22 protein-coding genes and 1 pseudogene are annotated in these 21046 nt (G+C 61.9%); 20 read left to right on the forward strand and 3 right to left on the reverse strand.

Going from position 1 to position 21046, the window contains the following annotated elements; genetic code table 11:
* Positions 1-147: 147 nt before the first annotated feature.
* From argS to AC07OJ_RS19485, 9 genes are all read left to right on the forward strand, one after another.
* Complete coding sequence (gene argS, locus AC07OJ_RS19445) at positions 148-1884, forward strand: arginine--tRNA ligase (protein WP_120447438.1); 1737 nt, start codon at positions 148-150, stop codon at positions 1882-1884.
* A 1-nt stretch (position 1885) separates the two neighbouring features.
* Positions 1886-2587 carry an SPOR domain-containing protein gene (locus AC07OJ_RS19450; RefSeq protein WP_065899905.1) on the forward strand — a complete coding sequence of 234 codons (702 nt, stop codon included), beginning with the start codon at positions 1886-1888 and terminating at the stop codon, positions 2585-2587.
* Positions 2588-2845: 258 nt separating this feature from the next.
* A complete protein-coding gene (gene hslV, locus AC07OJ_RS19455) occupies positions 2846-3376 on the forward strand; it encodes an ATP-dependent protease subunit HslV (protein WP_010563201.1) in 531 nt (176 codons plus the stop codon).
* A 37-nt stretch (positions 3377-3413) separates the two neighbouring features.
* Complete coding sequence (gene hslU / locus AC07OJ_RS19460) at positions 3414-4751, forward strand: ATP-dependent protease ATPase subunit HslU (RefSeq protein ID WP_106805378.1); 1338 nt, start codon at positions 3414-3416, stop codon at positions 4749-4751.
* 184 nt (positions 4752-4935) lie between these two features.
* A complete protein-coding gene (locus AC07OJ_RS19465; RefSeq protein ID WP_213550299.1) occupies positions 4936-5313 on the forward strand; it encodes a gamma-butyrobetaine hydroxylase family protein in 378 nt (125 codons plus the stop codon).
* 249 nt (positions 5314-5562) lie between these two features.
* Positions 5563-7242, forward strand: a complete 1680-nt coding sequence (gene phaC, locus AC07OJ_RS19470; protein WP_495095008.1) for a class II poly(R)-hydroxyalkanoic acid synthase — start codon at positions 5563-5565, stop codon at positions 7240-7242.
* A gap of 174 nt (positions 7243-7416) precedes the next feature.
* Positions 7417-8262, forward strand: coding sequence for a poly(3-hydroxyalkanoate) depolymerase (gene phaZ, locus AC07OJ_RS19475; RefSeq protein WP_065899897.1), 846 nt, complete (start codon positions 7417-7419; stop codon positions 8260-8262).
* An 88-nt stretch (positions 8263-8350) separates the two neighbouring features.
* Positions 8351-10033 (forward strand): class II poly(R)-hydroxyalkanoic acid synthase, encoded by a 1683-nt coding sequence (gene phaC / locus AC07OJ_RS19480; RefSeq protein ID WP_065899895.1) that lies wholly within the window; start codon positions 8351-8353, stop codon positions 10031-10033.
* Between the two features lie 27 nt (positions 10034-10060).
* Positions 10061-10681 (forward strand): TetR/AcrR family transcriptional regulator, encoded by a 621-nt coding sequence (locus AC07OJ_RS19485; protein WP_065899893.1) that lies wholly within the window; start codon positions 10061-10063, stop codon positions 10679-10681.
* A gap of 58 nt (positions 10682-10739) precedes the next feature.
* Here AC07OJ_RS19485 and AC07OJ_RS19490 read toward each other — a convergent pair whose 3' ends face one another.
* The 3 genes from AC07OJ_RS19490 to AC07OJ_RS19500 form a co-directional block, all read right to left on the reverse strand.
* A complete protein-coding gene (locus AC07OJ_RS19490) occupies positions 10740-11762 on the reverse strand; it encodes a phasin family protein (protein ID WP_120447436.1) in 1023 nt (340 codons plus the stop codon).
* A 12-nt stretch (positions 11763-11774) separates the two neighbouring features.
* Positions 11775-12197: a phasin family protein gene (locus AC07OJ_RS19495; protein ID WP_065899891.1), complete on the reverse strand. Its 423-nt coding sequence runs from the start codon at positions 12195-12197 to the stop codon at positions 11775-11777.
* A gap of 105 nt (positions 12198-12302) precedes the next feature.
* The gene (locus AC07OJ_RS19500) at positions 12303-12578 is read right to left on the reverse strand and encodes a polyhydroxyalkanoic acid system family protein (RefSeq protein WP_065899890.1); all 276 of its coding nucleotides are present in this window, start codon (positions 12576-12578) and stop codon (positions 12303-12305) included.
* 144 nt (positions 12579-12722) lie between these two features.
* Between AC07OJ_RS19500 and ubiE the strand changes: the two genes are divergently transcribed.
* The 11 genes and pseudogenes from ubiE (at position 12723) to AC07OJ_RS19555 (ending at position 20948) form a co-directional block, all read left to right on the forward strand.
* A complete protein-coding gene (gene ubiE / locus AC07OJ_RS19505) occupies positions 12723-13493 on the forward strand; it encodes a bifunctional demethylmenaquinone methyltransferase/2-methoxy-6-polyprenyl-1,4-benzoquinol methylase UbiE (protein ID WP_003171186.1) in 771 nt (256 codons plus the stop codon).
* Positions 13493-14116, forward strand: coding sequence for a ubiquinone biosynthesis accessory factor UbiJ (locus AC07OJ_RS19510; RefSeq protein ID WP_201143378.1), 624 nt, complete (start codon positions 13493-13495; stop codon positions 14114-14116). Before ubiE ends, AC07OJ_RS19510 begins: the two co-directional genes overlap by 1 nt.
* The gene (gene ubiB / locus AC07OJ_RS19515) at positions 14113-15717 is read left to right on the forward strand and encodes a ubiquinone biosynthesis regulatory protein kinase UbiB (RefSeq protein ID WP_065899888.1); all 1605 of its coding nucleotides are present in this window, start codon (positions 14113-14115) and stop codon (positions 15715-15717) included. The genes AC07OJ_RS19510 and ubiB overlap by 4 nt, the downstream gene beginning before the upstream one ends.
* A 41-nt stretch (positions 15718-15758) precedes the next feature.
* Positions 15759-16151, forward strand: coding sequence for a phosphoribosyl-AMP cyclohydrolase (hisI, locus tag AC07OJ_RS19520; RefSeq protein ID WP_065899886.1), 393 nt, complete (start codon positions 15759-15761; stop codon positions 16149-16151).
* Between the two features lie 2 nt (positions 16152-16153).
* Positions 16154-16486: a phosphoribosyl-ATP diphosphatase gene (locus tag AC07OJ_RS19525; protein ID WP_065899885.1), complete on the forward strand. Its 333-nt coding sequence runs from the start codon at positions 16154-16156 to the stop codon at positions 16484-16486.
* A 25-nt stretch (positions 16487-16511) separates the two neighbouring features.
* On the forward strand, positions 16512-16790 hold the full coding sequence (locus AC07OJ_RS19530) for a twin-arginine translocase TatA/TatE family subunit (RefSeq protein WP_012721795.1): 279 nt from the start codon (positions 16512-16514) through the stop codon (positions 16788-16790).
* A gap of 10 nt (positions 16791-16800) precedes the next feature.
* The gene (tatB, locus tag AC07OJ_RS19535) at positions 16801-17232 is read left to right on the forward strand and encodes a Sec-independent protein translocase protein TatB (protein WP_106805383.1); all 432 of its coding nucleotides are present in this window, start codon (positions 16801-16803) and stop codon (positions 17230-17232) included.
* Complete coding sequence (gene tatC, locus AC07OJ_RS19540) at positions 17229-18020, forward strand: twin-arginine translocase subunit TatC (RefSeq protein ID WP_065899881.1); 792 nt, start codon at positions 17229-17231, stop codon at positions 18018-18020. Before tatB ends, tatC begins: the two co-directional genes overlap by 4 nt.
* Entirely contained in the window at positions 18017-18724 is a 708-nt protein-coding gene (locus AC07OJ_RS19545) for a 16S rRNA (uracil(1498)-N(3))-methyltransferase (RefSeq protein WP_495095009.1), read from the forward strand. The genes tatC and AC07OJ_RS19545 overlap by 4 nt, the downstream gene beginning before the upstream one ends.
* Positions 18725-19031: 307 nt before the next feature.
* Positions 19032-20042 (forward strand): annotated as a pseudogene (locus AC07OJ_RS19550) (methyl-accepting chemotaxis protein); the annotation flags it as partial.
* Positions 20043-20243: 201 nt separating this feature from the next.
* Positions 20244-20948, forward strand: a complete 705-nt coding sequence (locus AC07OJ_RS19555) for a methyl-accepting chemotaxis protein (RefSeq protein ID WP_371920716.1) — start codon at positions 20244-20246, stop codon at positions 20946-20948.
* Positions 20949-21046 lie beyond the last annotated feature (98 nt).

Genomic DNA, 21046 nt, shown 5'->3' on the forward strand with positions numbered 1-21046 from the left:
TAAATGTGGCAGCGGGCTTGCCCGCGATGAGGCCCGCAGGTCTGCCGAAGAACCTGAACGGTTGGCAAGCCCGCCCTCGCCACGGATAATGCCCAGTTTTTCCACCTGCGCATCGCGCGCCGCCGCTTGCGGTCGAAAGAGAACACCATGAAAGACACCATTCGCCAGCTGATCCAACAAGCCCTCACCCAACTCGTCAACGAAGGTGTGTTGCCTGAAGGCCTGACGCCGGCGATCCAGGTGGAAAACACCCGCGACAAGACCCACGGCGACTTCGCCAGCAACATCGCGATGATGCTCGCCAAGCCTGCGGGCATGAAACCGCGCGACCTGGCGGAAAAAATCATCGCCGCCCTGCCCGCCGACCCGCAGGTCACCAAGGCCGAAATCGCCGGCCCGGGCTTTATCAACTTCTTCCAGAACACCCAGGCCCTGGCGTCCCGCCTGGACGCGGCCCTGGCTGACGCAAAAATCGGCGTGCGCAAGGCCGGCCCGCTCGAGCGCGTGGCGATTGACCTGTCGGCGCCCAACCTGGCCAAGGAAATGCACGTCGGCCACCTGCGTTCGACCATCATCGGCGACGGCGTGGCACGCGTACTGGAGTTCCTCGGCGACACCGTGATCCGCCAGAACCACGTGGGCGACTGGGGCACCCAGTTCGGCATGTTGATGGCGTATCTGCAGGAAAACCCGATCACCAGCAACGAGCTGGCAGACCTGGAGAACTTCTACCGCGCTGCCAAGAAGCGTTTCGACGAATCCGAAGAATTCGCCGACCGCGCCCGTGGCCTGGTGGTCAAACTGCAGGCCGGTGACAAGGAATGCCTGGAGCTGTGGGGTCGCTTCCGGGAGATCTCGCTGTCGCACTGCCAGGAAATCTACGAGCTGCTCAACGTCAAGTTGACCCCGGCCGACGTGATGGGCGAAAGCGCCTACAACGATGACCTGATCAACGTGGTCAACGACCTCAAGGCCAAGGGCCTGCTGGTCGAAAGCAACGGCGCCCAGTGCGTGTTCCTCGAAGAGTTCAAGACTGCCGACGGCGAGCCGCTGCCGGTAATCATCGTCAAGGCCGACGGCGGCTACCTCTACGCCACCACGGACCTGGCGGCCGTGCGCTACCGCAGCGGCGTGCTGAAAGCCGACCGGGCGCTGTATTTCGTCGACCAGCGCCAGGCCCTGCACTTCCAGCAGGTGTTCGAAGTGGCGCGGCGCGCAGGGTTTGTCACCCACCCGATGCACATGGAACACATGGGGTTCGGCACCATGAACGGCGCCGATGGCCGCCCGTTCAAGACCCGCGACGGCGGCACCGTGAAGCTGATCGACCTGCTGACCGAAGCCCAGGAGCGTGCCTACAACCTGGTGAAGGAAAAGAACCCGGAGCTGGCCGAGGCCGACCTGCGCAACATCGCCCGCGTGGTGGGGATTGGCGCGGTGAAATACGCCGACCTGTCCAAGCACCGCACCAGCGACTACAGCTTCAACTTCGAACTGATGCTCAACTTCGAAGGCAACACCGCGCCGTACCTGCTGTACGCCTACACCCGCGTAGCCGGGGTGTTCCGCAAGCTCGGCAAGGACTTCAGCGCAGTCGAAGGCCAGATCGTGCTCCAGGCCCCGCATGAGCAGGAATTGGCCGCGAAACTGGCGCAATTCGGCGAAGTGCTGAACAGCGTCGGCGAGAAAGGCACGCCGCATATCCTCTGCACCTACCTGTACGAAGTCGCCGGTCTGTTCTCCAGCTTCTACGAGAATTGCCCGATCCTCACCGCCGACGACGAAGCCCAGAAGCAAAGTCGCCTGCGCCTCGCCGCACTGGCTGGACGGACCCTCAAGCAAGGCCTGGAACTGTTAGGCCTGGAAACCCTGGAGCGTATGTAAGTTGGCTGCCAAGAAAAAACCTGCACCCAAGCGCGGCGCGAGCCGCTACCAGGCACCGGCGAAGAAGCCTATTCCAGGCTGGTTGTGGATGGCCATCGGCCTGGCGGTCGGCGCGTTTGTGGTGATTCTGATGAAGCTGGAGCCGGGCAAGGGCGATGACGTCAAACGCGTCAAGCAGGAGCAGCAGAAGGCCACCAAAATTGCCGAAGCCAACAAGACTGCGCCGAGCCCGACTGCACCGGTGAAGCCGAAGTACGACTTCTACACGCTGCTGCCGGAATCGGAAGTGATCGTGCCGCCCGACGCCGTGCCGGAGAAAACCCTGCCGACGCCGCAAGTGCCGACCACCCCGGTAACGCCTGCGGAAGCGGCGAAAATCGACACCGCACGGGCCCAGGCGGCGCTGGCCGGGATCACCCCGCCACCAGCCCCGCCGGTTGCAGAAACCAAGGCGGCACCGGTGACCAAATTCTTCCTGCAGGCGGGCTCGTTCCCGAAACAGGCGGATGCGGATCGTGTGCGTGCGCAGATCATCCTGCTCGGCCAGACGGTGACGGTGGAGTCCGGCACGGTCAAGGACGCGACCTGGTATCGCGTCCTGGTAGGGCCGTTCAGCAACCGCGAACAGCTGACCGTCGCACAGAAACAACTGGCCGGCGCCGGGTTTAGCAACCTGTTGTTACAACAACGCCAGAGCCGCTGAATCTGAGAACACAGTAGGGCCCATGTGGGAGCAGGCTTGCCGGCGATGGCGGTATCACAGTCAATATTTTCAGTGACTGGCACACCACCATCGCAGGCAAGCCCGCTCCCACATTCGGTTTTGGTGTGCGCTTAAAAATGTGTCAGACCGATAAACACCACTCGTCCGCCTTAAACCCCTACGGTTGAAATCCCCCCCGCCACCCCCATATGAGTTTCCATCAGGGCATTTTCGCCCCGCTGCGTGGAGACTCTCCCCTTGACCACCATCGTTTCAGTACGTCGCCACGGCAAAGTCGTCATGGGCGGCGACGGCCAGGTTTCCCTTGGCAACACCGTGATGAAAGGCAACGCGAAAAAAGTCCGTCGCCTGTACCACGGCCAGGTTCTCGCGGGCTTTGCCGGCGCTACCGCCGACGCCTTCACCCTTTTCGAACGTTTCGAAGGCCAGCTTGAAAAACATCAGGGCCACCTCGTGCGCGCCGCTGTCGAGCTTGCCAAAGAATGGCGCACCGACCGCTCCCTCAGCCGCCTGGAAGCCATGCTGGCAGTCGCCAACAAAGACGCGTCCCTGATCATCACCGGTAACGGCGATGTGGTTGAGCCCGAACACGGCCTGATCGCCATGGGTTCCGGTGGTGGCTACGCACAAGCGGCTGCCAGCGCACTGTTGAAGAAAACCGACCTGTCGGCCCGCGAAATCGTCGAGACTGCCTTGGGCATTGCCGGCGACATCTGCGTGTTCACCAACCACAACTTCACCATTGAGGAGCAGGACCTCGCCGAGTAAGCCGTAGGCTTATTCCTGCTTGAGGCCGCCAAACACTATGTCCATGACTCCCCGCGAAATCGTCCATGAACTCAATCGCCATATCATCGGCCAGGACGATGCCAAGCGCGCCGTTGCCATTGCGCTGCGTAATCGTTGGCGCCGGATGCAACTGCCCGAAGAACTGCGCGTTGAAGTAACCCCCAAGAACATCCTGATGATCGGCCCGACCGGCGTGGGCAAGACCGAGATCGCCCGGCGCCTGGCCAAGCTGGCCAACGCGCCGTTCATCAAGGTCGAAGCCACCAAGTTCACCGAAGTGGGCTATGTGGGCCGCGACGTCGAGTCGATCATTCGTGACCTGGCCGACGCCGCGCTGAAGCTGCTGCGCGAACAGGAAATGACCAAGGTCAGCCACCGCGCCGAAGACGCCGCCGAAGAACGCATCCTCGACGCCCTGCTGCCACCGGCGCGCATGGGCTTCAACGAAGACGCCGCACCGGCCTCGGATTCCAACACCCGCCAGCTGTTCCGCAAGCGCCTGCGTGAAGGCCAGCTGGACGACAAGGAAATCGAGATCGAAGTCGCCGAAGTTTCCGGCGTCGACATCTCCGCACCGCCTGGCATGGAAGAAATGACCAGCCAGTTGCAGAACCTGTTCGCCAACATGGGCAAGGGCAAGAAGAAAAGCCGCAAGCTCAAGGTGAAAGAGGCGCTGAAACTGGTGCGTGACGAAGAAGCCGGACGCCTGGTGAACGAGGAAGAACTCAAGGCCAAGGCCCTGGAAGCCGTCGAGCAGCACGGCATCGTGTTTATCGACGAGATCGACAAGGTCGCCAAGCGCGGCAACGCCGGTGGCGTCGATGTATCCCGTGAAGGTGTGCAGCGTGACCTGCTGCCGCTGATCGAAGGCTGCACCGTCAATACCAAGCTGGGCATGGTCAAGACCGACCACATCCTGTTTATCGCCTCCGGTGCGTTCCACCTGAGCAAGCCCAGCGATCTGGTACCCGAGCTGCAAGGCCGGCTGCCGATTCGCGTCGAGCTCAAGGCGCTGACCCCGGGCGACTTCGAGCGCATCCTCAGCGAGCCGCACGCGTCGCTGACCGAGCAGTACCGTGAGCTGCTGAAAACCGAAGGCCTGGGCATCGAGTTCCTGCCGGACGGCATCAAGCGCCTGGCGGAGATTGCCTGGCAGGTCAACGAGAAGACCGAGAACATCGGTGCCCGTCGCCTCCACACCCTGCTGGAGCGCCTGCTTGAGGAAGTGTCCTTCAGCGCGGGTGACATGGCGGGCGCGCAGAATGGCGAATCGATCAAGATCGACGCGGACTACGTCAACAGCCACTTGGGCGAATTGGCGCAGAACGAAGACCTGTCTCGTTATATCCTGTAAGCCTTACATCGGACCAGCTCGTGTGAGCGCTGGCTTTTGTGGGAGCTGGGCTTGCCCGCGATAGGGTCGCCGCGTAGTGCCAGAAGCACCGCGGTGATGCTATCGCAGGCAAGCCCGCTCCCACACAAGCCCAGCTACCACATTGATCCGGTTCCTTCAGGATCATCTCTGAGCGGTTCCCCAAATGACCAAACTGCCTACCGCCATCAACCTGCACAAAACCTCCAACACCCTCGGCCTCACCTACGGGCCAGACGAGGTCTACCAGTTGCCCGCCGAACTGCTGCGGGTGCACTCGCCGTCTGCCGAGGTCCAGGGCCACGGCAAACCCATCCTGCAATTCGGCAAACTCAATGTCCGCTTGACCAAGATCGAGCCGGCCGGTCAGTACGCACTGAAATTGACCTTCGACGACGGGCATGACAGCGGTTTGTTCACCTGGGACTACCTCTACCAACTGGCCGTGCGTCAGGAGGCGCTGTGGGCCGATTATCTTGTCGAGCTCAAGGCTGCCGGCAAAACCCGCGATCCGAGTGAATCGGTCGTGCGCCTGATGCTCTAGCTTAGGCTTCTTGCTCTTTAGAGGGCATTTTCTAATTTCATCTGCTTGAATGCCCTGTCACGTGGCCAATGATTGGCCCGCTTGCGAAAAAAATTAAACTCGGGTAACCAATGGAACTGGCAAGTTCCCTGCATTTGACGATGCGGTATCAACGGTCACCCGAGTCGCAGTACCTGGCTTGTGTTGTGTATCGAAACCTGGTGCGCAGCGGTACCCGGTACTCGTCTTTCGGACAATGGAGCGTCGTAGATGAGTAACAAGAATAACGATGACTTGAAACGCCAGGCCTCGGAAAACACCTTGGGGCTCAACCCGATCATCGCGTTACGAAAAAAGGATTTACTCGCCTCGGCGAAGATGGTGCTGACCCAAGCCATCAAGCAACCGTTGCACAGCGTCAAGCATGTGGCCCACTTCGGCGTCGAATTGAAGAACGTGATGTTCGGCAAATCGCAGCTGCAGCCCGAGAACGACGACCGTCGCTTCAATGATCCGGCCTGGACCCAGAACCCGCTCTATAAACGCTACCTGCAGACCTACCTGGCGTGGCGCAAGGAACTGCACGAGTGGATCGGCGACAGCAACCTGTCGGAACAGGACATCAGCCGCGGCCACTTCGTGATCAACCTGATGACCGAAGCCATGGCCCCCACCAACAGCGCGGCCAACCCGGCGGCGGTCAAGCGCTTCTTTGAAACCGGCGGCAAGAGCCTGCTCGATGGCCTGTCCCACCTGGCCAAGGACATGGTGCACAACGGCGGCATGCCGAGCCAGGTCAACATGGGTGCGTTTGAAGTCGGCAAGACCCTGGGCACCACCGAAGGCGCCGTGGTGTTTCGCAACGACGTGCTGGAGCTGATCCAGTACAAGCCGACCACCGAGCAGGTGCACGAGCGCCCATTGCTGGTGGTGCCGCCGCAGATCAACAAATTCTATGTGTTCGACCTGAGCCCGGATAAAAGCCTGGCGCGCTTCTGCCTGCGCAATGGCCAGCAGACTTTTATCGTCAGCTGGCGCAACCCGACCAAGGCGCAGCGCGAGTGGGGCTTGTCGACCTATATCGAAGCGCTGAAAGAAGCCGTCGATGTGGTCACCGCGATCACCGGCAGCAAAGACATCAACATGCTCGGCGCCTGTTCCGGCGGCATCACCTGCACCGCGCTGCTGGGCCACTACGCGGCGCTGGGCGAGAAGAAGGTCAACGCCCTGACCCTGCTGGTGAGTGTGCTGGACACCACGCTGGACACCCAGGTGGCGCTGTTCGTCGACGAGCAGACCCTTGAAGCGGCCAAGCGTCACTCCTACCAGGCCGGCGTGCTGGAAGGCCGCGACATGGCCAAGGTATTCGCCTGGATGCGCCCCAACGACCTGATCTGGAATTATTGGGTGAACAACTACCTGCTCGGCAACGAGCCGCCGGTGTTCGACATCCTGTTCTGGAACAACGACACCACGCGCTTGCCGGCGGCCTTCCACGGCGACCTGATCGAACTGTTCAAGAACAATCCACTGGTGCGCGCCAATGCACTAGAAGTGTGCGGCACGCCGATCGACCTCAAGCAGGTCACTGCCGATATCTATTCACTGGCCGGTACCAACGACCACATCACGCCCTGGCAGTCCTGCTACAAGTCGGCGCAGCTGTTTGGCGGCAAGGTCGAGTTTGTGTTGTCCAGCAGCGGGCATATCCAGAGCATCCTCAACCCGCCGGGCAACCCCAAGGCGCGCTACCAGACCAGCGATGGCTTGGCGGGCAAGGCCCTGGAATGGCAGGAGAATGCCACCAAGCACACCGATTCCTGGTGGCTGCATTGGCAGGCCTGGCAGGCGGAGCGGGCGGGGAAACTGAAGAAGGCGCCGACAACTTTGGGTAATAAAACTTACGCCGCAGCTGAGGCTGCGCCGGGGACATACGTTCACGAACGCTAAACGAACCACCGTTTTGTAGCTGGAATGCGCTCAAATGTGGGAGCGGGCTTGCTCGCGAATGCGCTAGATCAGTCACTATTTACTCGACTGATACACCGCTTTCGCGAGCAAGCCCGCTCCCACACTGACCGAATTCCGACAGGGAAATAGTGCGCCACTTCGCAGGGTAAGCCCATGCCGCAACCGTTCATCTTCCGCACCATCGACCTGGATGGCCAGACCATCCGCACGGCGGTGCGCCCGGGCAAGCCGCACTTGACGCCGTTGCTGATCTTCAACGGCATCGGCGCCAACCTTGAGTTGGTGTTTCCGTTCGTCCAGGCCCTGGACCCCGACCTTGAAGTGATCGCCTTCGACGTGCCGGGCGTGGGGGGTTCCTCGACGCCCAGCCGGCCGTACCGGTTTCCTGGTTTGGCCAAGCTCACGGCGCGCATGCTCGATTACCTGGATTACGGCCAGGTCAACGCGGTGGGCGTGTCCTGGGGCGGCGCGCTGGCGCAGCAGTTTGCCTATGACTACCCGGAGCGCTGCAAGAAGCTGATCCTGGCCGCCACCGCCGCCGGCGCCTTTATGGTGCCGGGCAAACCCAAGGTGCTGTGGCTGATGGCGAGCCCACGGCGGTATATCCAGCCCTCTCATGTGGTGCGCATTGCGCCGATGATCTACGGCGGCTCGTTCCGCCGCGACTCGAAACTGGCCGCCGAACACGCCAGCAAAGTGCGCTCGGCCGGCAAGCTCGGCTACTACTGGCAGCTGTTTGCGGGGCTTGGCTGGACCAGCATTCATTGGCTGCACAAGATCCGCCAGCCGACCCTGGTGCTGGCCGGGGACGACGACCCGCTGATCCCGCTGGTCAACATGCGCATGCTGGCCTGGCGCATTCCCAACGCGCAGTTGCACATCATCGATGACGGCCATCTGTTCCTGATCACCCGCGCGGAAGCCGTGGCTCCGATCATCATGAAGTTTCTCGAGGAGGAGCGTCTGCGGGCGGTGATTCACCCGCGACCGGCGGTGTAAGGACTGCGCCGCCGCGCAACTTGCCGAGAACCGGCTATGGTTCTGAATTGGCGTGCCTGTTGATGGCTTGACGAAGGAGTGTTGGCTCATGCGAGAAAGACCCGTGACGAACCCGGCGCCCACCCCCGCTGCGTTCATCAACGCGCAAAATGCGATCACCGGCCTGCGCGGCCGGGATTTGCTGTCGACCCTGCGCAGCGTCGCCGCCCATGGCTTGCGCAACCCGGTGCATACCGCTCGTCACGCGCTCGCGCTGGGCGGTCAACTGGGCCGCGTACTGCTGGGGGAAACGGTGCACGAGCCCAATCCCCGCGACAGCCGCTTTGTCGACCCGACCTGGGCCCTCAACCCCTTCTACCGGCGCAGCCTGCAAGCCTATCTGAGCTGGCAGAAACAGACCCGCCACTGGATCGATGACAGCACCTTGAGCGCCGATGACCGCGCCCGTGCGCATTTTGCCTTCGCCCTGATCAACGACGCCGTCTCGCCGTCCAACACTCTGCTCAACCCGCTGGCCATCAAGGAGCTGCTCAACTCCGGCGGCAACAGCGTGGTGCGCGGCGTGAGCAACCTGTTCGACGACCTGCTGCACAACCACGGCCTGCCACGCCAGGTGAGCAAGCAGGCCTTCGAGGTCGGCAAGACCGTGGCCACCACGCCGGGCTCGGTAGTGTTTCGCAACGAGCTGCTGGAGCTGATCCAGTACAAGCCCATGAGCGAAAAGCAGTACGCCAAGCCGCTGCTGATCGTGCCGCCGCAAATCAACAAGTACTACATTTTCGACCTGAGCCCGGCCAACAGTTTTGTGCAGTACGCGCTGAAGAACGGCCTGCAGACGTTCATCGTCAGTTGGCGCAACCCGGACGTACGCCATCGCGAATGGGGCCTGTCCACCTATGTGGCCGCGCTGGAAGAAGCGCTCAACGTGTGCCGGGCGATCACCGGGGCCCGTGAAGTCAACCTGATGGGCGCCTGCGCCGGCGGCCTGACCATCGCGGCGCTGCAAGGCCATCTGCAAGCCAAGCGCCAGCTGCGGCGCATCTCCAGTGCCAGTTACCTGGTGAGCCTGCTGGACAGCCAGATCGACAGCCCCGCCACGCTGTTTGTCGACGAGCAAACCCTGGAGGCGGCCAAGCGCCGTTCCTACCAGCAAGGCGTGCTCGACGGCCGCGACATGGCGCGCGTGTTCGCCTGGATGCGTCCCAATGACCTGATCTGGAATTACTGGATCAACAATTACCTGTTGGGCAAGGAGCCACCGGCGTTCGACATCCTGTACTGGAACAATGACAACACGCGCCTGCCCGCCGCACTGCATGGCGACCTGCTGGACTTCTTCAAGCACAACCCGTTGAGCCATCCGGGCGGCCTGGAAGTGTGTGGCACGCCCATCGACTTACAGAAGGTCACGGTGGACAGCTTCAGCGTCGCCGGGATCAACGACCACATCACGCCGTGGGACGCGGTGTATCGCTCCACCCAACTGCTGGGCGGCGAGCGGCGCTTCGTGCTGTCCAACAGCGGGCATATCCAGAGCATCCTCAACCCGCCGGGCAACCCCAAGGCCAACTACGTCGAAAACCCCAAGCTGAGCAGCGACCCGCGCGCCTGGTACTACGACGCCGATCACGTCGAAGGCAGTTGGTGGCCACAGTGGCTGACCTGGATCCAGCAACGCTCCGGCGTACAGCGCGAAACCCTCACCGCCCTGGGCAACCAGAACTATCCACCGATGGAAGCGGCGCCAGGCACTTACGTGCGGGTGCGCTGAGCTCAACGATCACATTAAGAAGACTGGATGAAGACCCGCGACCGTATCCTTGAATGTGCCCTGCAGTTGTTCAACCAGAAGGGCGAACCGAACGTGTCGACCATGGAGGTGGCCAATGAAATGGGGATCAGCCCCGGCAACCTCTACTACCACTTCCATGGCAAGGAGCCGCTGGTGCTCGGGCTGTTCGAGCGCTTCCAGAACGAGCTGGCACCGCTGCTCGACCCACCGGCAGATGCGCAACTGGAGGCCCAGGATTACTGGCTGTTCCTGCACCTGATCGTCGAGCGCATGGCGCACTACCGTTTTTTGTTCCAGGACCTGTCGAACCTGGCCGGCCGCCTGCCGAAGCTGGCCAAGGGGATTCGTGGCCTGTTGACTGCACTCAAGCGCACCCTGGCGTCATTGCTGGCGCGGTTGAAGACGGCGGGGCAACTGGTCAGCGATACCCAGGCACTGGGGCAGCTGGTGGAGCAGATCACCCTGACCCTGCTGTTCTCCCTGGACTACCAGCGCATTCTCGACCGCGACGGCGAAGTGCGGGTGGTGGTGTACCAGATCATGATGCTGGTGGCGCCGCACTTGATGTTGCCGGCACGCCAGGCGACTGAGCGATTGGCCCTCAAATACCTGGATCACACCGATTAAAAATGAAAAAAAACGCCCGACCTCTGTAGGCCGAGCGTTTTTTTGTGCCCTGTAGAAATCAGGACTGACTGGATGGCGTCGGAGTTACCGGCGTTGCAGTCGGGGTGACAGCAGCGGGCGTCGGTGCGGAAACCGAGTTGGCTGAGGACGCGGTTGGCGTTGGCGCGGTGGCAGGCTTGGCCGCTACGGCGGGCTTGGGCGCTGCGGGTTTTTTCGCTGCAGCGGGCTTCTTCGCGGCGGCGGGTTTTGCCGCAGGCTTGGCGGCGGCCGGTTTGGCAGCAGCGGGCTTGGCAGCCGGTTTCGCGGCAGCAGGCTTGGCAGCTGGCTTGGCGGCAGGTTTGGCTGCTGCAGTTTTCGCTGCCGGCTTGGCGGCCGGTTTTGCTGCTGCTTTGGCAGGCTTGGCAGCCGGTTTGGCCGCTGGCTTGGCTGCAGCTTTAGCCGCTACAGGTTTAGCCGCAGGCTTGGCGGCCGGTTTGGCCGCGGCGGTCTTGGCTGCAGGCTTGGCGGCAGGTTTCGCCGCGGCTTTTGCAGGGGCCTTGGCCGCAGGTTTGGCAGCCGGCTTGGCAGCAGCTTTCACCAGAGGCTTGGCAGCGGTTTTGGCGGCCGGTTTGGCAGCAGCGGTTTTGGCCGCGGGCTTGGCAGCCGGTTTCGCCGCAGCGGTTTTAACCGGAGCCACTTTGGCGCCCGTGAGTTTTTCGATTTGCTTGGTCAGGGTATCGACCTTGGTGTGCAGGGCCTTCACTTCAGTACGGCTAGGCACGCCCAGTCGCGAGATGGCTTTGTTGAGGCGAGTATCCAGTGCCCCTTCAAGCTCGCTCCAAGTACCCAATACCTGTTTCTTCGCATCACTGATGCGTGAACCGGCAGTCGCCTTGGCGGCATTAACTTGTTTACCGACTGTGCTCTTGGTCAACTTCTCGGCCTTTTCGCCGTCCTTGACCAAAGTCTCGAAGAGTTTACTGCCGTCACTGTCGATCTTCGAGTAAACGCCTAAACCAGCCAGCCAGATCTTGCGGGAATATTCTTCAACTTTCCCGACCCACGAGCTGCCTTCTTTCTGAGTAGTCTTTTTAACAGCCATCCCGATGTCTCCTTAGTGTTTACGCGCGACACGTTCGAGCAATGCCGTCAGCTCTTCGAGCTTAGCAGAGAGTGTCTCCACGTCATGTTTAGACGCAATGCCGATTCGATTCAAGGCACTGGCGACACGAGTATCAAAAGCTTTTTCAACTTTATCCAGCTGAACTTCTACCAGACCTTTGACCGCGGAGACATTACTCTTTACTTGATCAATCTGACTGTTGGCAGCATCAAGTTGTTCAACTGCAACTTTTTTGCCTTTACTTTCAACATGTTGACCAGTCTTAACCAGCTCTTTGAAGTAGTCGCTGCCCTCGCTTCCGACCTTGGCGTAAGCACCAAGACCCGCCAGCCAAATCTTGCGGGCATAGGTTTTAACGTCACTCAGGGCAGTGGTCTGGGCGTCGATTTTTTTCTTCAGAATAACTTTGGCCATGGTGCACCTCACGCGAAAAAGGGGGGAGGAACGGCCCACAGGAGTTGAGGGCGTGGGCACAAAGTAGGCTGGAAAATTAGAATCGGCACCCTAAGTACACGCGGATCAGGCCAAGGCTTTATCCAGGGCTTTCTCGATTTCGGATTTGATCGTGCCACTCATGGCCGACATCAACAGCCCCAGTTCCACATCAATACGCAGTGAATCATCAGCGACGACTACCGTGCCTTTAACCCCCGAACGCTTGAGGTTCAAGGTATCGCCGGACCACGACGGCTCGAGGCCATATTGCTCCTGGAGTTTGTGCGCCAACTTGTCGGCCTTTGCCCGTGCGCCTTCTTTACCCAGGGAATGTGCACGTTCAACGGTTATACGGGCCATTGCAATGACTCCTCTTTATAGGGATTTGAATACCTTCGATGCGGCAAAAGGTCTCGGTGACCGCCCATCTTACCTGCAGCCTTGCCAAGACAAAGCAGGCCTTGGGGATTATCATGTCCCGCATTCTCTTTTGGTGACAGCGATATGACTGATCAGCGCAAAGGCAGCGATGCCGAACCCACCACTCACTTCGGCTTCAAGAACGTCCCGGAAAGCCAGAAAGCGGAAAAAGTCGCTGAGGTGTTCCACTCCGTAGCGGCCAAGTACGACCTGATGAACGACGTGCTCTCCGGCGGCATGCACCGCCTGTGGAAACGCTTCACCATCGAGCTGTCGGGTGTTCGCACCGGCAACCGCGTGCTGGATATCGCCGGCGGCACGGGCGACCTGGCAGCCAAGTTCTCCAAGTTGGTTGGCCCGACCGGCCAGGTGGTCCTGGCGGACATCAACGGTTCGATGCTCAAGGTCGGCCGTGACCGCCTGCTCGACAAGGGCGTGGCCGGCAATATCGAATTCGTCCAGGCCGACGCGGAAAAACTGCCGTTCCCCGATAACCATTTCGACTGCGTGACCATCGCCTTCGGCCTGCGCAACGTGACCCACAAGGAAGACGCGATCCGCTCGATGCTGCGCGTCCTCAAGCCGGGCGGCCGCCTGTTGGTCCTGGAGTTCTCCAAGCCGACCAATGCGCTGATGTCCAAGGTCTACGACACCTACTCGTTCGCCTTCATGCCGCTGATGGGCAAGCTGATCACCAATGACGCCGAGAGCTACCGCTACCTGGCCGAATCGATCCGCATGCACCCCGACCAGGAAACCCTGAAGTCGATGATGGTAGAGGCCGGTTTCGACCGCGTGACCTACCACAACATGACCTCGGGCATCGTCGCCCTGCACCGCGGCATCAAGCCCTGATGTTGTTCGCGGGCCTCCTCGCCAGCGTAGAGCACGGCCTCAACCGTGTGCTGCGCCTGGACAGCACCGCCCTGGCGCGGCTGGCGCACTTGACCGGCAAGGTGATTGCCGTCGACTGCCGCAGCCCCGCCTTGCAGCTGTTTATCCTGCCCAGCGATGAAGGCCTGCTGCTCGCGACCCAATGGGCCGCCGAGGCCGACTGCACCCTGCGTGCGCCGGCCTCGAGCCTGTTGCACCTGGCGCTCAGTCGCAACAAGACCGCCATCCTGCATAGCCCCGAAGTGGAGCTGGAAGGCGACAGCGCGGTGCTGATGGACCTGGCCGCCGTGCTGCAGGACCTGGAGCTGGACTGGGAATACGAGCTGTCCCGCTGGATCGGCCCCGTGGCCACCCAACTGATCAGCGGACACCTGCGCAGCCGCTCGCGCTGGTACCAGCAAGGGTTCGCCAGCCTCAATCAGAACCTCGCCGAATACCTGAGCGAAGAATCGCGCACCCTGGTCGGAGAACGGGAAGCGCAAGCGCGCTTTCGTGAACTCGACAAGGCCAAAATCGACCTGGAACGCCTCGAGGCCCGCTTCGAGCGCCTGAGCCGTTCCCTTGATCCAAGCGATAACGCATGAAGCTGCTCGCCGTCCGCCGTTTGTTTCGTATCCAGCGCGTCGTAATCCGCTACCGCCTCGATGACCTGCTGTTCGCCCTGCCCCTGCCCTGGTTCCTGCTCGCGGTGCGCTATGTGCTGCCGTGGCGCTGGTTCCCGCGCAAACAGCTGGAGCTGAGCCGTGGCGCGCGCCTGCGCCTGGCGCTGCAGGACCTGGGGCCGATCTTCATCAAGTTCGGGCAGATTCTGTCGACCCGCCGCGACCTGCTGCCGGAAGACATCGCCGACGAACTGATGCTGTTGCAGGACCGCGTACCGCCGTTTGATTCCCAGCAGTCGATGAAGCTCATCGAAGACCAGCTGGGCAAGAAGATCAGCGAGGTGTTCAGCCGCTTCGACGTCGAGCCCCTGGCTTCGGCGTCGGTGGCGCAGGTGCACGCGGCGCAGCTCAAGACCGGCGAAGAAGTGGTGGTGAAGGTAATTCGTCCGGGCCTCAAGCCGATCATCGGCCAGGACCTGGCGTGGCTGTTCATCCTCGCCCGCGCCGCCGAGCGTTTCTCGGCGGATGCGCGCCTGCTGCACCCGGTGGACGTGGTCGCCGACTACGAAAAAACCATCTACGACGAACTCGACCTGTTGCGCGAGGCGGCCAACGCCAGCCAGCTCAAGCGCAACTTCGAAGGCTCGCCGTTGCTCTATGTGCCACAAGTGTATTGGGACTGGTGCCGCCCGAAAGTGCTGGTGATGGAGCGCATCTACGGCGTGCAGGTCACTGACCTCGCCACCCTCGCCGACCAGCGTACCGACATGAAGATGCTCGCCGAGCGCGGCGTGGAGATCTTCTTCACCCAGGTGTTCCGTGACAGCTTCTTCCACGCCGACATGCACCCGGGCAATATCTTCGTCAGCACCGTCAACCCGTGGAGCCCGCAATACATTGCGATCGACTGCGGCATCGTCGGCAGCCTGACCCCGGAAGACCAGGACTACCTGGCGCGCAACCTGTTCGCATTCTTCAAGCGTGACTACCGCCGTGTGGCGCAGTTGCACATCGACTCAGGCTGGGTGCCGGCAGAAACCAAGCTGAATGAATTCGAAGCAGCGATCCGCACCGTGTGCGAGCCGATCTTCGAAAAACCATTAAAAGATATTTCCTTCGGCCAGGTGCTGATGCGCCTGTTCCAGACCGCGCGCCGCTTCAATATGGAAGTGCAGCCGCAACTGGTGCTGCTGCAGAAGACCTTGCTGAACATCGAAGGCCTGGGCCGCCAGCTCTACCCGGACCTCGACTTGTGGAACACCGCGCAGCCGTTCCTCGAACGCTGGATGCGCGAGCGCGTCAGCCCGAAAACCTTGCTGGGCAACCTGCACAGCCAGATGGAACAGCTGCCGCACCTGGCCAACATGACCCGCGACCTGCTGGAGCGCATGTCCCAGCCCCATGCCAAGGACCCGGCGCCACCATGGCAGAAGCGCAAGGACGACTGGTTCCTGCGCCTGCTCGGCGCGGCGCACCTGGTGGGTGGCGTGATGCTGGCCATCGGCGGGCCGCTGAACCAATTGGGCCACTGGCCAGCCGGCATCATGGTCGCCGTGGGTGTTTATCTGATCGTGCGTCGATAGCCAATCCGGTTATACACTGTCGCAAATTGCCGGAGCCGAACATGAAAGACTGGCTGGACGAGATCAAGTGGGACAGTGACGGCCTGGTGCCGGCCATTGCCCAGGACTACAAGACCGGGCGCGTCCTGATGATGGCCTGGATGAACCGCGAGGCGCTGAGCCTGACTGCCGCTGAGCAGCGTGCCATCTACTGGTCACGCTCACGTGGCAAACTGTGGCGCAAGGGCGAAGAGTCCGGGCATGTGCAGACCCTGCACGAGATGCGCATCGACTGCGACGCCGACGTGGTGATCCTGATGGTCGAGCAGATCGGCGACATCGCCTGCCACACCGGCCGTCACAGCTGCTTCTATCGCGTGTTCGAGAACGGCGAATGGAAGGTTGTCGAGCCGGTGCTCAAAGACCCGCACGCCATCTACTCCGCAGGACACTGAACATGAGCGATACCCTGAACCGTGTGGCCCAGGTGCTGGAAGACCGCAAAGGCGCGGACGCCGACAGCTCCTATGTCGCCAGCCTGTACCACAAGGGCTTGAACAAGATTCTGGAAAAACTCGGCGAAGAATCCATCGAGACCATCATCGCCGCCAAGGACGCCCAGGTCAGTGGCGACTGCAGTGATGTGATCTACGAAACCGCCGACTTGTGGTTCCACAGCCTGGTCATGCTCGCCCAACTGGGGCAGCATCCACAGGCAGTGCTGGATGAACTGGACCGTCGCTTCGGCTTGTCCGGGCATGCCGAAAAGGCCTCGCGCCCGTCCGCCTGAATAACTTTTACAGAGGAATTGCAGCATGGGCATTTTTGACTGGAAACACTGGATCGTCATTCTGGTGGTGGTGGTACTGGTGTTCGGCACCAAGAAACTGAAAAACCTCGGCACCGACGTGGGCGAGTCGATCAAGGGCTTTCGCAAAGCCATGAACGACGATGAGAAGCCGGCCGACCCGGTCGTCAACCCGGTGCCTCCGGCCCAGCCTGTGCACCCACAGGCCACCCAGCCGATCACCGAGCGTCGTACCTTCGACGTGCAGGCTGAAAAAGTCGAAGAGCCGACCCGCAAAGACTCGTGAGCACTGACTAATGTTTGGTATCAGCTTCTCTGAACTGCTCCTCGTCGGCCTGGTTGCCTTGCTGGTACTCGGGCCGGAACGCCTGCCCGGTGCCGCACGCACGGCGGGCCTGTGGATCGGGCGCCTGAAACGCAGTTTCAACGCCATCAAACAGGAAGTTGAACGGGAAATCGGCGCCGACGAAATCCGGCGCCAGCTGCACAACGAACATATCCTGTCGTTGGAGCAGGAAGCGCGCAAAATCCTGTCTCCGGTGCAGGAACCCGCCAAACCGGCGGAGCCTGTGGTGGAACACAGTATCGCGCCGCCCGCCGCGGCCGAGCCTGCACCCGTGGTGGAACCGACCCCGGCACCGAGCGTTCCCGCCCCGACAGAGCCAGCGCCGACGCCCGTTGCGTCGCCCGCTCCCCATGACCCTACATTGCCGCCGCGAGCCCCATGAGCGCTGATAAACCGGAAAACGACCAGCACATGCCGCTGGTCTCGCACCTCACCGAGTTGCGTACCCGCCTGCTGCGTTGCGTAGCGGCCATCTTCATCATCTTTGCCGGGCTGTTCGCCTTCACCCAGCAGATCTACACCTTCGTCTCCACGCCCTTGCGCCAGTACCTGCCGGCCGGCGCGACGATGATCGCCACCGACGTATCGTCGCCGTTCCTCACGCCGCTGAAGCTGACCATGATGGTCTCGCTGTTCCTGGCCATCCCGGTGATCCTGCACCAGATCTGGGGCTTTATCGCGCCGGGGCTGTACAAGCATGAGAAACGCATCGCCGTGCCGCTGCTGGTGTCGAGCATCCTGCTGTTCTACACCGGCATGGCGTTCGCCTACTTCCTGGTGTTCCCGCTGATCTTCAAGTTCTTCGCTGCCGCCACCCCGGCCGGCGTGGAGATGATGACCGACATCACCAGCTACCTCGACTTCGTGATGACGCTGTTCTTCGCCTTCGGCGTGGCCTTCGAAATCCCGGTGGCGGTGGTGCTGCTGGTGTGGATCGGCGTGGTCGACGTGAAGTACCTGAAGAAAATCCGCCCGTACGTGATCATCGGCTGCTTCGTGGTCGGCATGATCCTCACGCCGCCGGACATTTTCTCCCAGACCCTGCTCGCCGTGCCGATGTGGATGCTGTTCGAGATCGGCATCCTGTTTAGCGCCCTGATCAGCAAGCGCGGCGAACATCCGGATGACCAACCCGCCGACGACGACCAGCCGCCAGCGACCCAGCCGTGAACCTGCTGCTGCTCGAAGAGGCCGACTTCATCGCGGCCGACCGCGTCATCTTGCGTGATCGGCGCCTGGTGCATATGCAGGACGTCCACCGCGCGGCGGTCGGCGACAACTTGCGTGTCGGCCGCATTGGCGGGCTGATGGGCAATGCGCAACTGCAACGCCTTGAAGCACACGAAGCCGAGCTGCAAGTGAGCTTCGACCTGCCGCCGCCGCCCAAACTGCCGCTTACCCTGCTGCTGGCCCTGCCGCGCCCGAAGATGCTGCGTCGGGTGCTGCAGACCGTAGCGGCCATGGGCGTGCCCAAGGTGGTGCTGGTCAACAGCTATCGGGTCGAAAAGAGTTTCTGGCAAACCCCGTTCCTGGAACCCGAGGCGATCCGCGAGCAACTGATCCTCGGCCTTGAACAGGCGCGCGACACCGTGCTGCCCGAGATCATCATCGAGAAGCGCTTCAAACCCTTCGTCGAAGACCGCCTGCCGGCCATGACCGAGGGCACCCTGGGCCTGATCGGCCATCCGGGCGATCACCCGGCGTGCCCGCGCGGGCTGGATACACCGGTGACCCTGGCCATTGGCCCGGAAGGTGGCTGGATCCCCTATGAAGTGGACCTGCTGAGCAAGGCCGGAATGCAGCCAGTCCAGCTGGGCGCGCGCATCCTGCGGGTCGAAACCGCCGTCACCGCCCTGCTCGCCCGCTTGTTCTGATCCCCCACTTGTTGCGGATGAAGGTGTTTCAGGGGCGATCTGGCAAACCTGCCAGCTGAGACAGGTAAAATTTTTATGGCTGCCAGGCTTTTTGTGGCGAGCGGGCTTGCCCCGCGTTGGGCTGCGAAGCGGCCCCAAACCCACCACTCATGAACACCTGACCCACCGCACTCTGCTGGATTGGCCCTGCTGCACAGTCCAACGCGGGACAAGCCCGCTCGCCACAACCCCTTCCGCCTACAGAATCTTCCCGCCCTGCCGATAACCCCTGGATAAGTCCAAGCCTTGTTCCAGGGGAGATCGCAGCATGTATCGTTGGTTAGCCGAAAAGCTGGGGAATGTGAGCGTCAACCGCAAGCTGGGCATAGGTTTTGGCCTGGTGTTGATCCTGACCCTGTTGATCACGTTCACCGGCTGGACCGGGCTGGGCGAGGTGATCAGCCGTGGTGACAAGCTGGGCTTCATCTCCAGCCTCACCGGGCTGACCAAAGACCTGCGCCTGGCGCGCCTGGACTTCGAAACCCGCCGTGGCGAACAGGGCACCGGCGCGGTCAATGACCTGATCACACAGCTGGAAAACGGCTTGAAAACTGCCGAGTCCCTGATCGAGCAACCCGACGACAAGGCCCTGGTCGAGCAACAACTGGACGCCTTGAACCAATACAAAAAAGCCTTCGGCGCCATGGTCCAGGCCGGTCTAAAGCGTGAAGGCGCTCGCAGCAAACTCGGCGACACCGCCGACAACGCCGTCGCCAAGATCAACGAAGTCGAAAAAACCCTGCTGCAAGGGGACAGCGTCACCCAGTTCAATCGTGTGGTCGACCTGAGCAAGCTGATCCAGCAATCACGCTTCCAGGTGCGCGGCTACACCTACAGCGGCAAAGTCGAGGCCGAACAGCCGGCGCTGGATGCCATCGACAACGCCCTGAAGAAAATCACCGAACTCGAAGGCCAACTGCCGGCCGAGTTCCAGGCCAACCTGCAAGAGGCCAGCGTTTCGCTGCAAGCCTACCGCGCGGCCGTCAGCCAGTACCGTGACTCCCAGGTCGCCAGTGCCGCGGCCCTGGCAATCATGAACACCCAGGGCGATGTGCTGCTGGGTCATAGCGAAAAACTCACGGCTTCCCAGACAGTGGTGCGCGATACCGACGCAGCGCAAGCCAAACAGTTGTTGCTGCTGGCCACCGCACTGGCGCTGATCTTCGGCGTCGTCGCGGCCTGGGCCATCACGCGCCAGATCGTCATTCCGCTGAACCAGACCCTCAAAGTCGCCGAGCGCGTAGCCTCCGGCGACCTGAGCCATAACCTCACTTCCCTGCGCAAGGACGAGCTGGGCCAGCTGCAACGCGCCATGCAAAGCATGACCGTAGGCCTGCGCGAACTGATCGGCGGCATCAGCGACGGCGTCACCCAGATCGCCAGCGCCGCCGAGCAGTTGTCGGCCGTGACGGAGCAGACCAGTGCCGGCGTCAACAGCCAGAAAGTCGAGACCGACCAAGTCGCCACCGCCATGAATGAAATGGCTGCCACGGTGCAGGAAGTGGCGCGCAACGCCGAGGAAGCTTCTGAGGCCGCTGTAGCCGCCGACCAGCAAGCCCGTGAAGGCGACAAGGTCGTCGGCGAAGCTATCGCCCAGATCGAACGCCTGGCCACCGAGGTCGGTAATTCCACCGAGGCCATGGGCCATCTGCAGCGCGAAAGCGACAAGATCGGCAGCGTGCTTGATGTGATCAAGTCCGTGGCCCAGCAAACCAACCTGCTGGCCCTCAACGCGGCGATCGAGGCCGCGCGGGCCGGTGAAGCCGGCCGCGGCTTCGCGGTAGTGGCCGATGAAGTGCGCAGCCTGGCCCAGCGCACCCAGAAGTCCACCGAGGAGATCGAGGAGCTGATTGTCGGCCTGCAAAGCGGCACCCAGCAGGTAGCGAACATTATGGACAACAGCCGTGGCCTCACCGACAGCAGCGTCGAGCTGACTCGCCGCGCCGGCAGCGCCCTGGGCAGCATCACCCGCACGGTATCGACCATCCAGGCGATGAACTCGCAGATCGCCACCGCCGCCGAGCAGCAAAGCGCCGTGGCCGAAGAGATCAACCGCAGCGTGCTCAATGTGCGCGACATCTCCGAACAGACCGCTGCGGCCAGCGAAGAAACCGCTGCATCGAGTACCGAACTGGCGCGCCTGGGCACGCACCTGCAAGCGCTGGTCAGCCGCTTCCGCGTCTGACGCCCACCCCACGTGGCGACCTGTCCTGGGTCGCCGCGCATACCCTGTGAAATTTCCTACGCACTTATCAGCCCCGCCTTCGCCCCCCGAGAACTAGC

The sequence above is a fragment of the Pseudomonas sp. GW821-FHT09C08 genome (assembly GCF_059418125.1).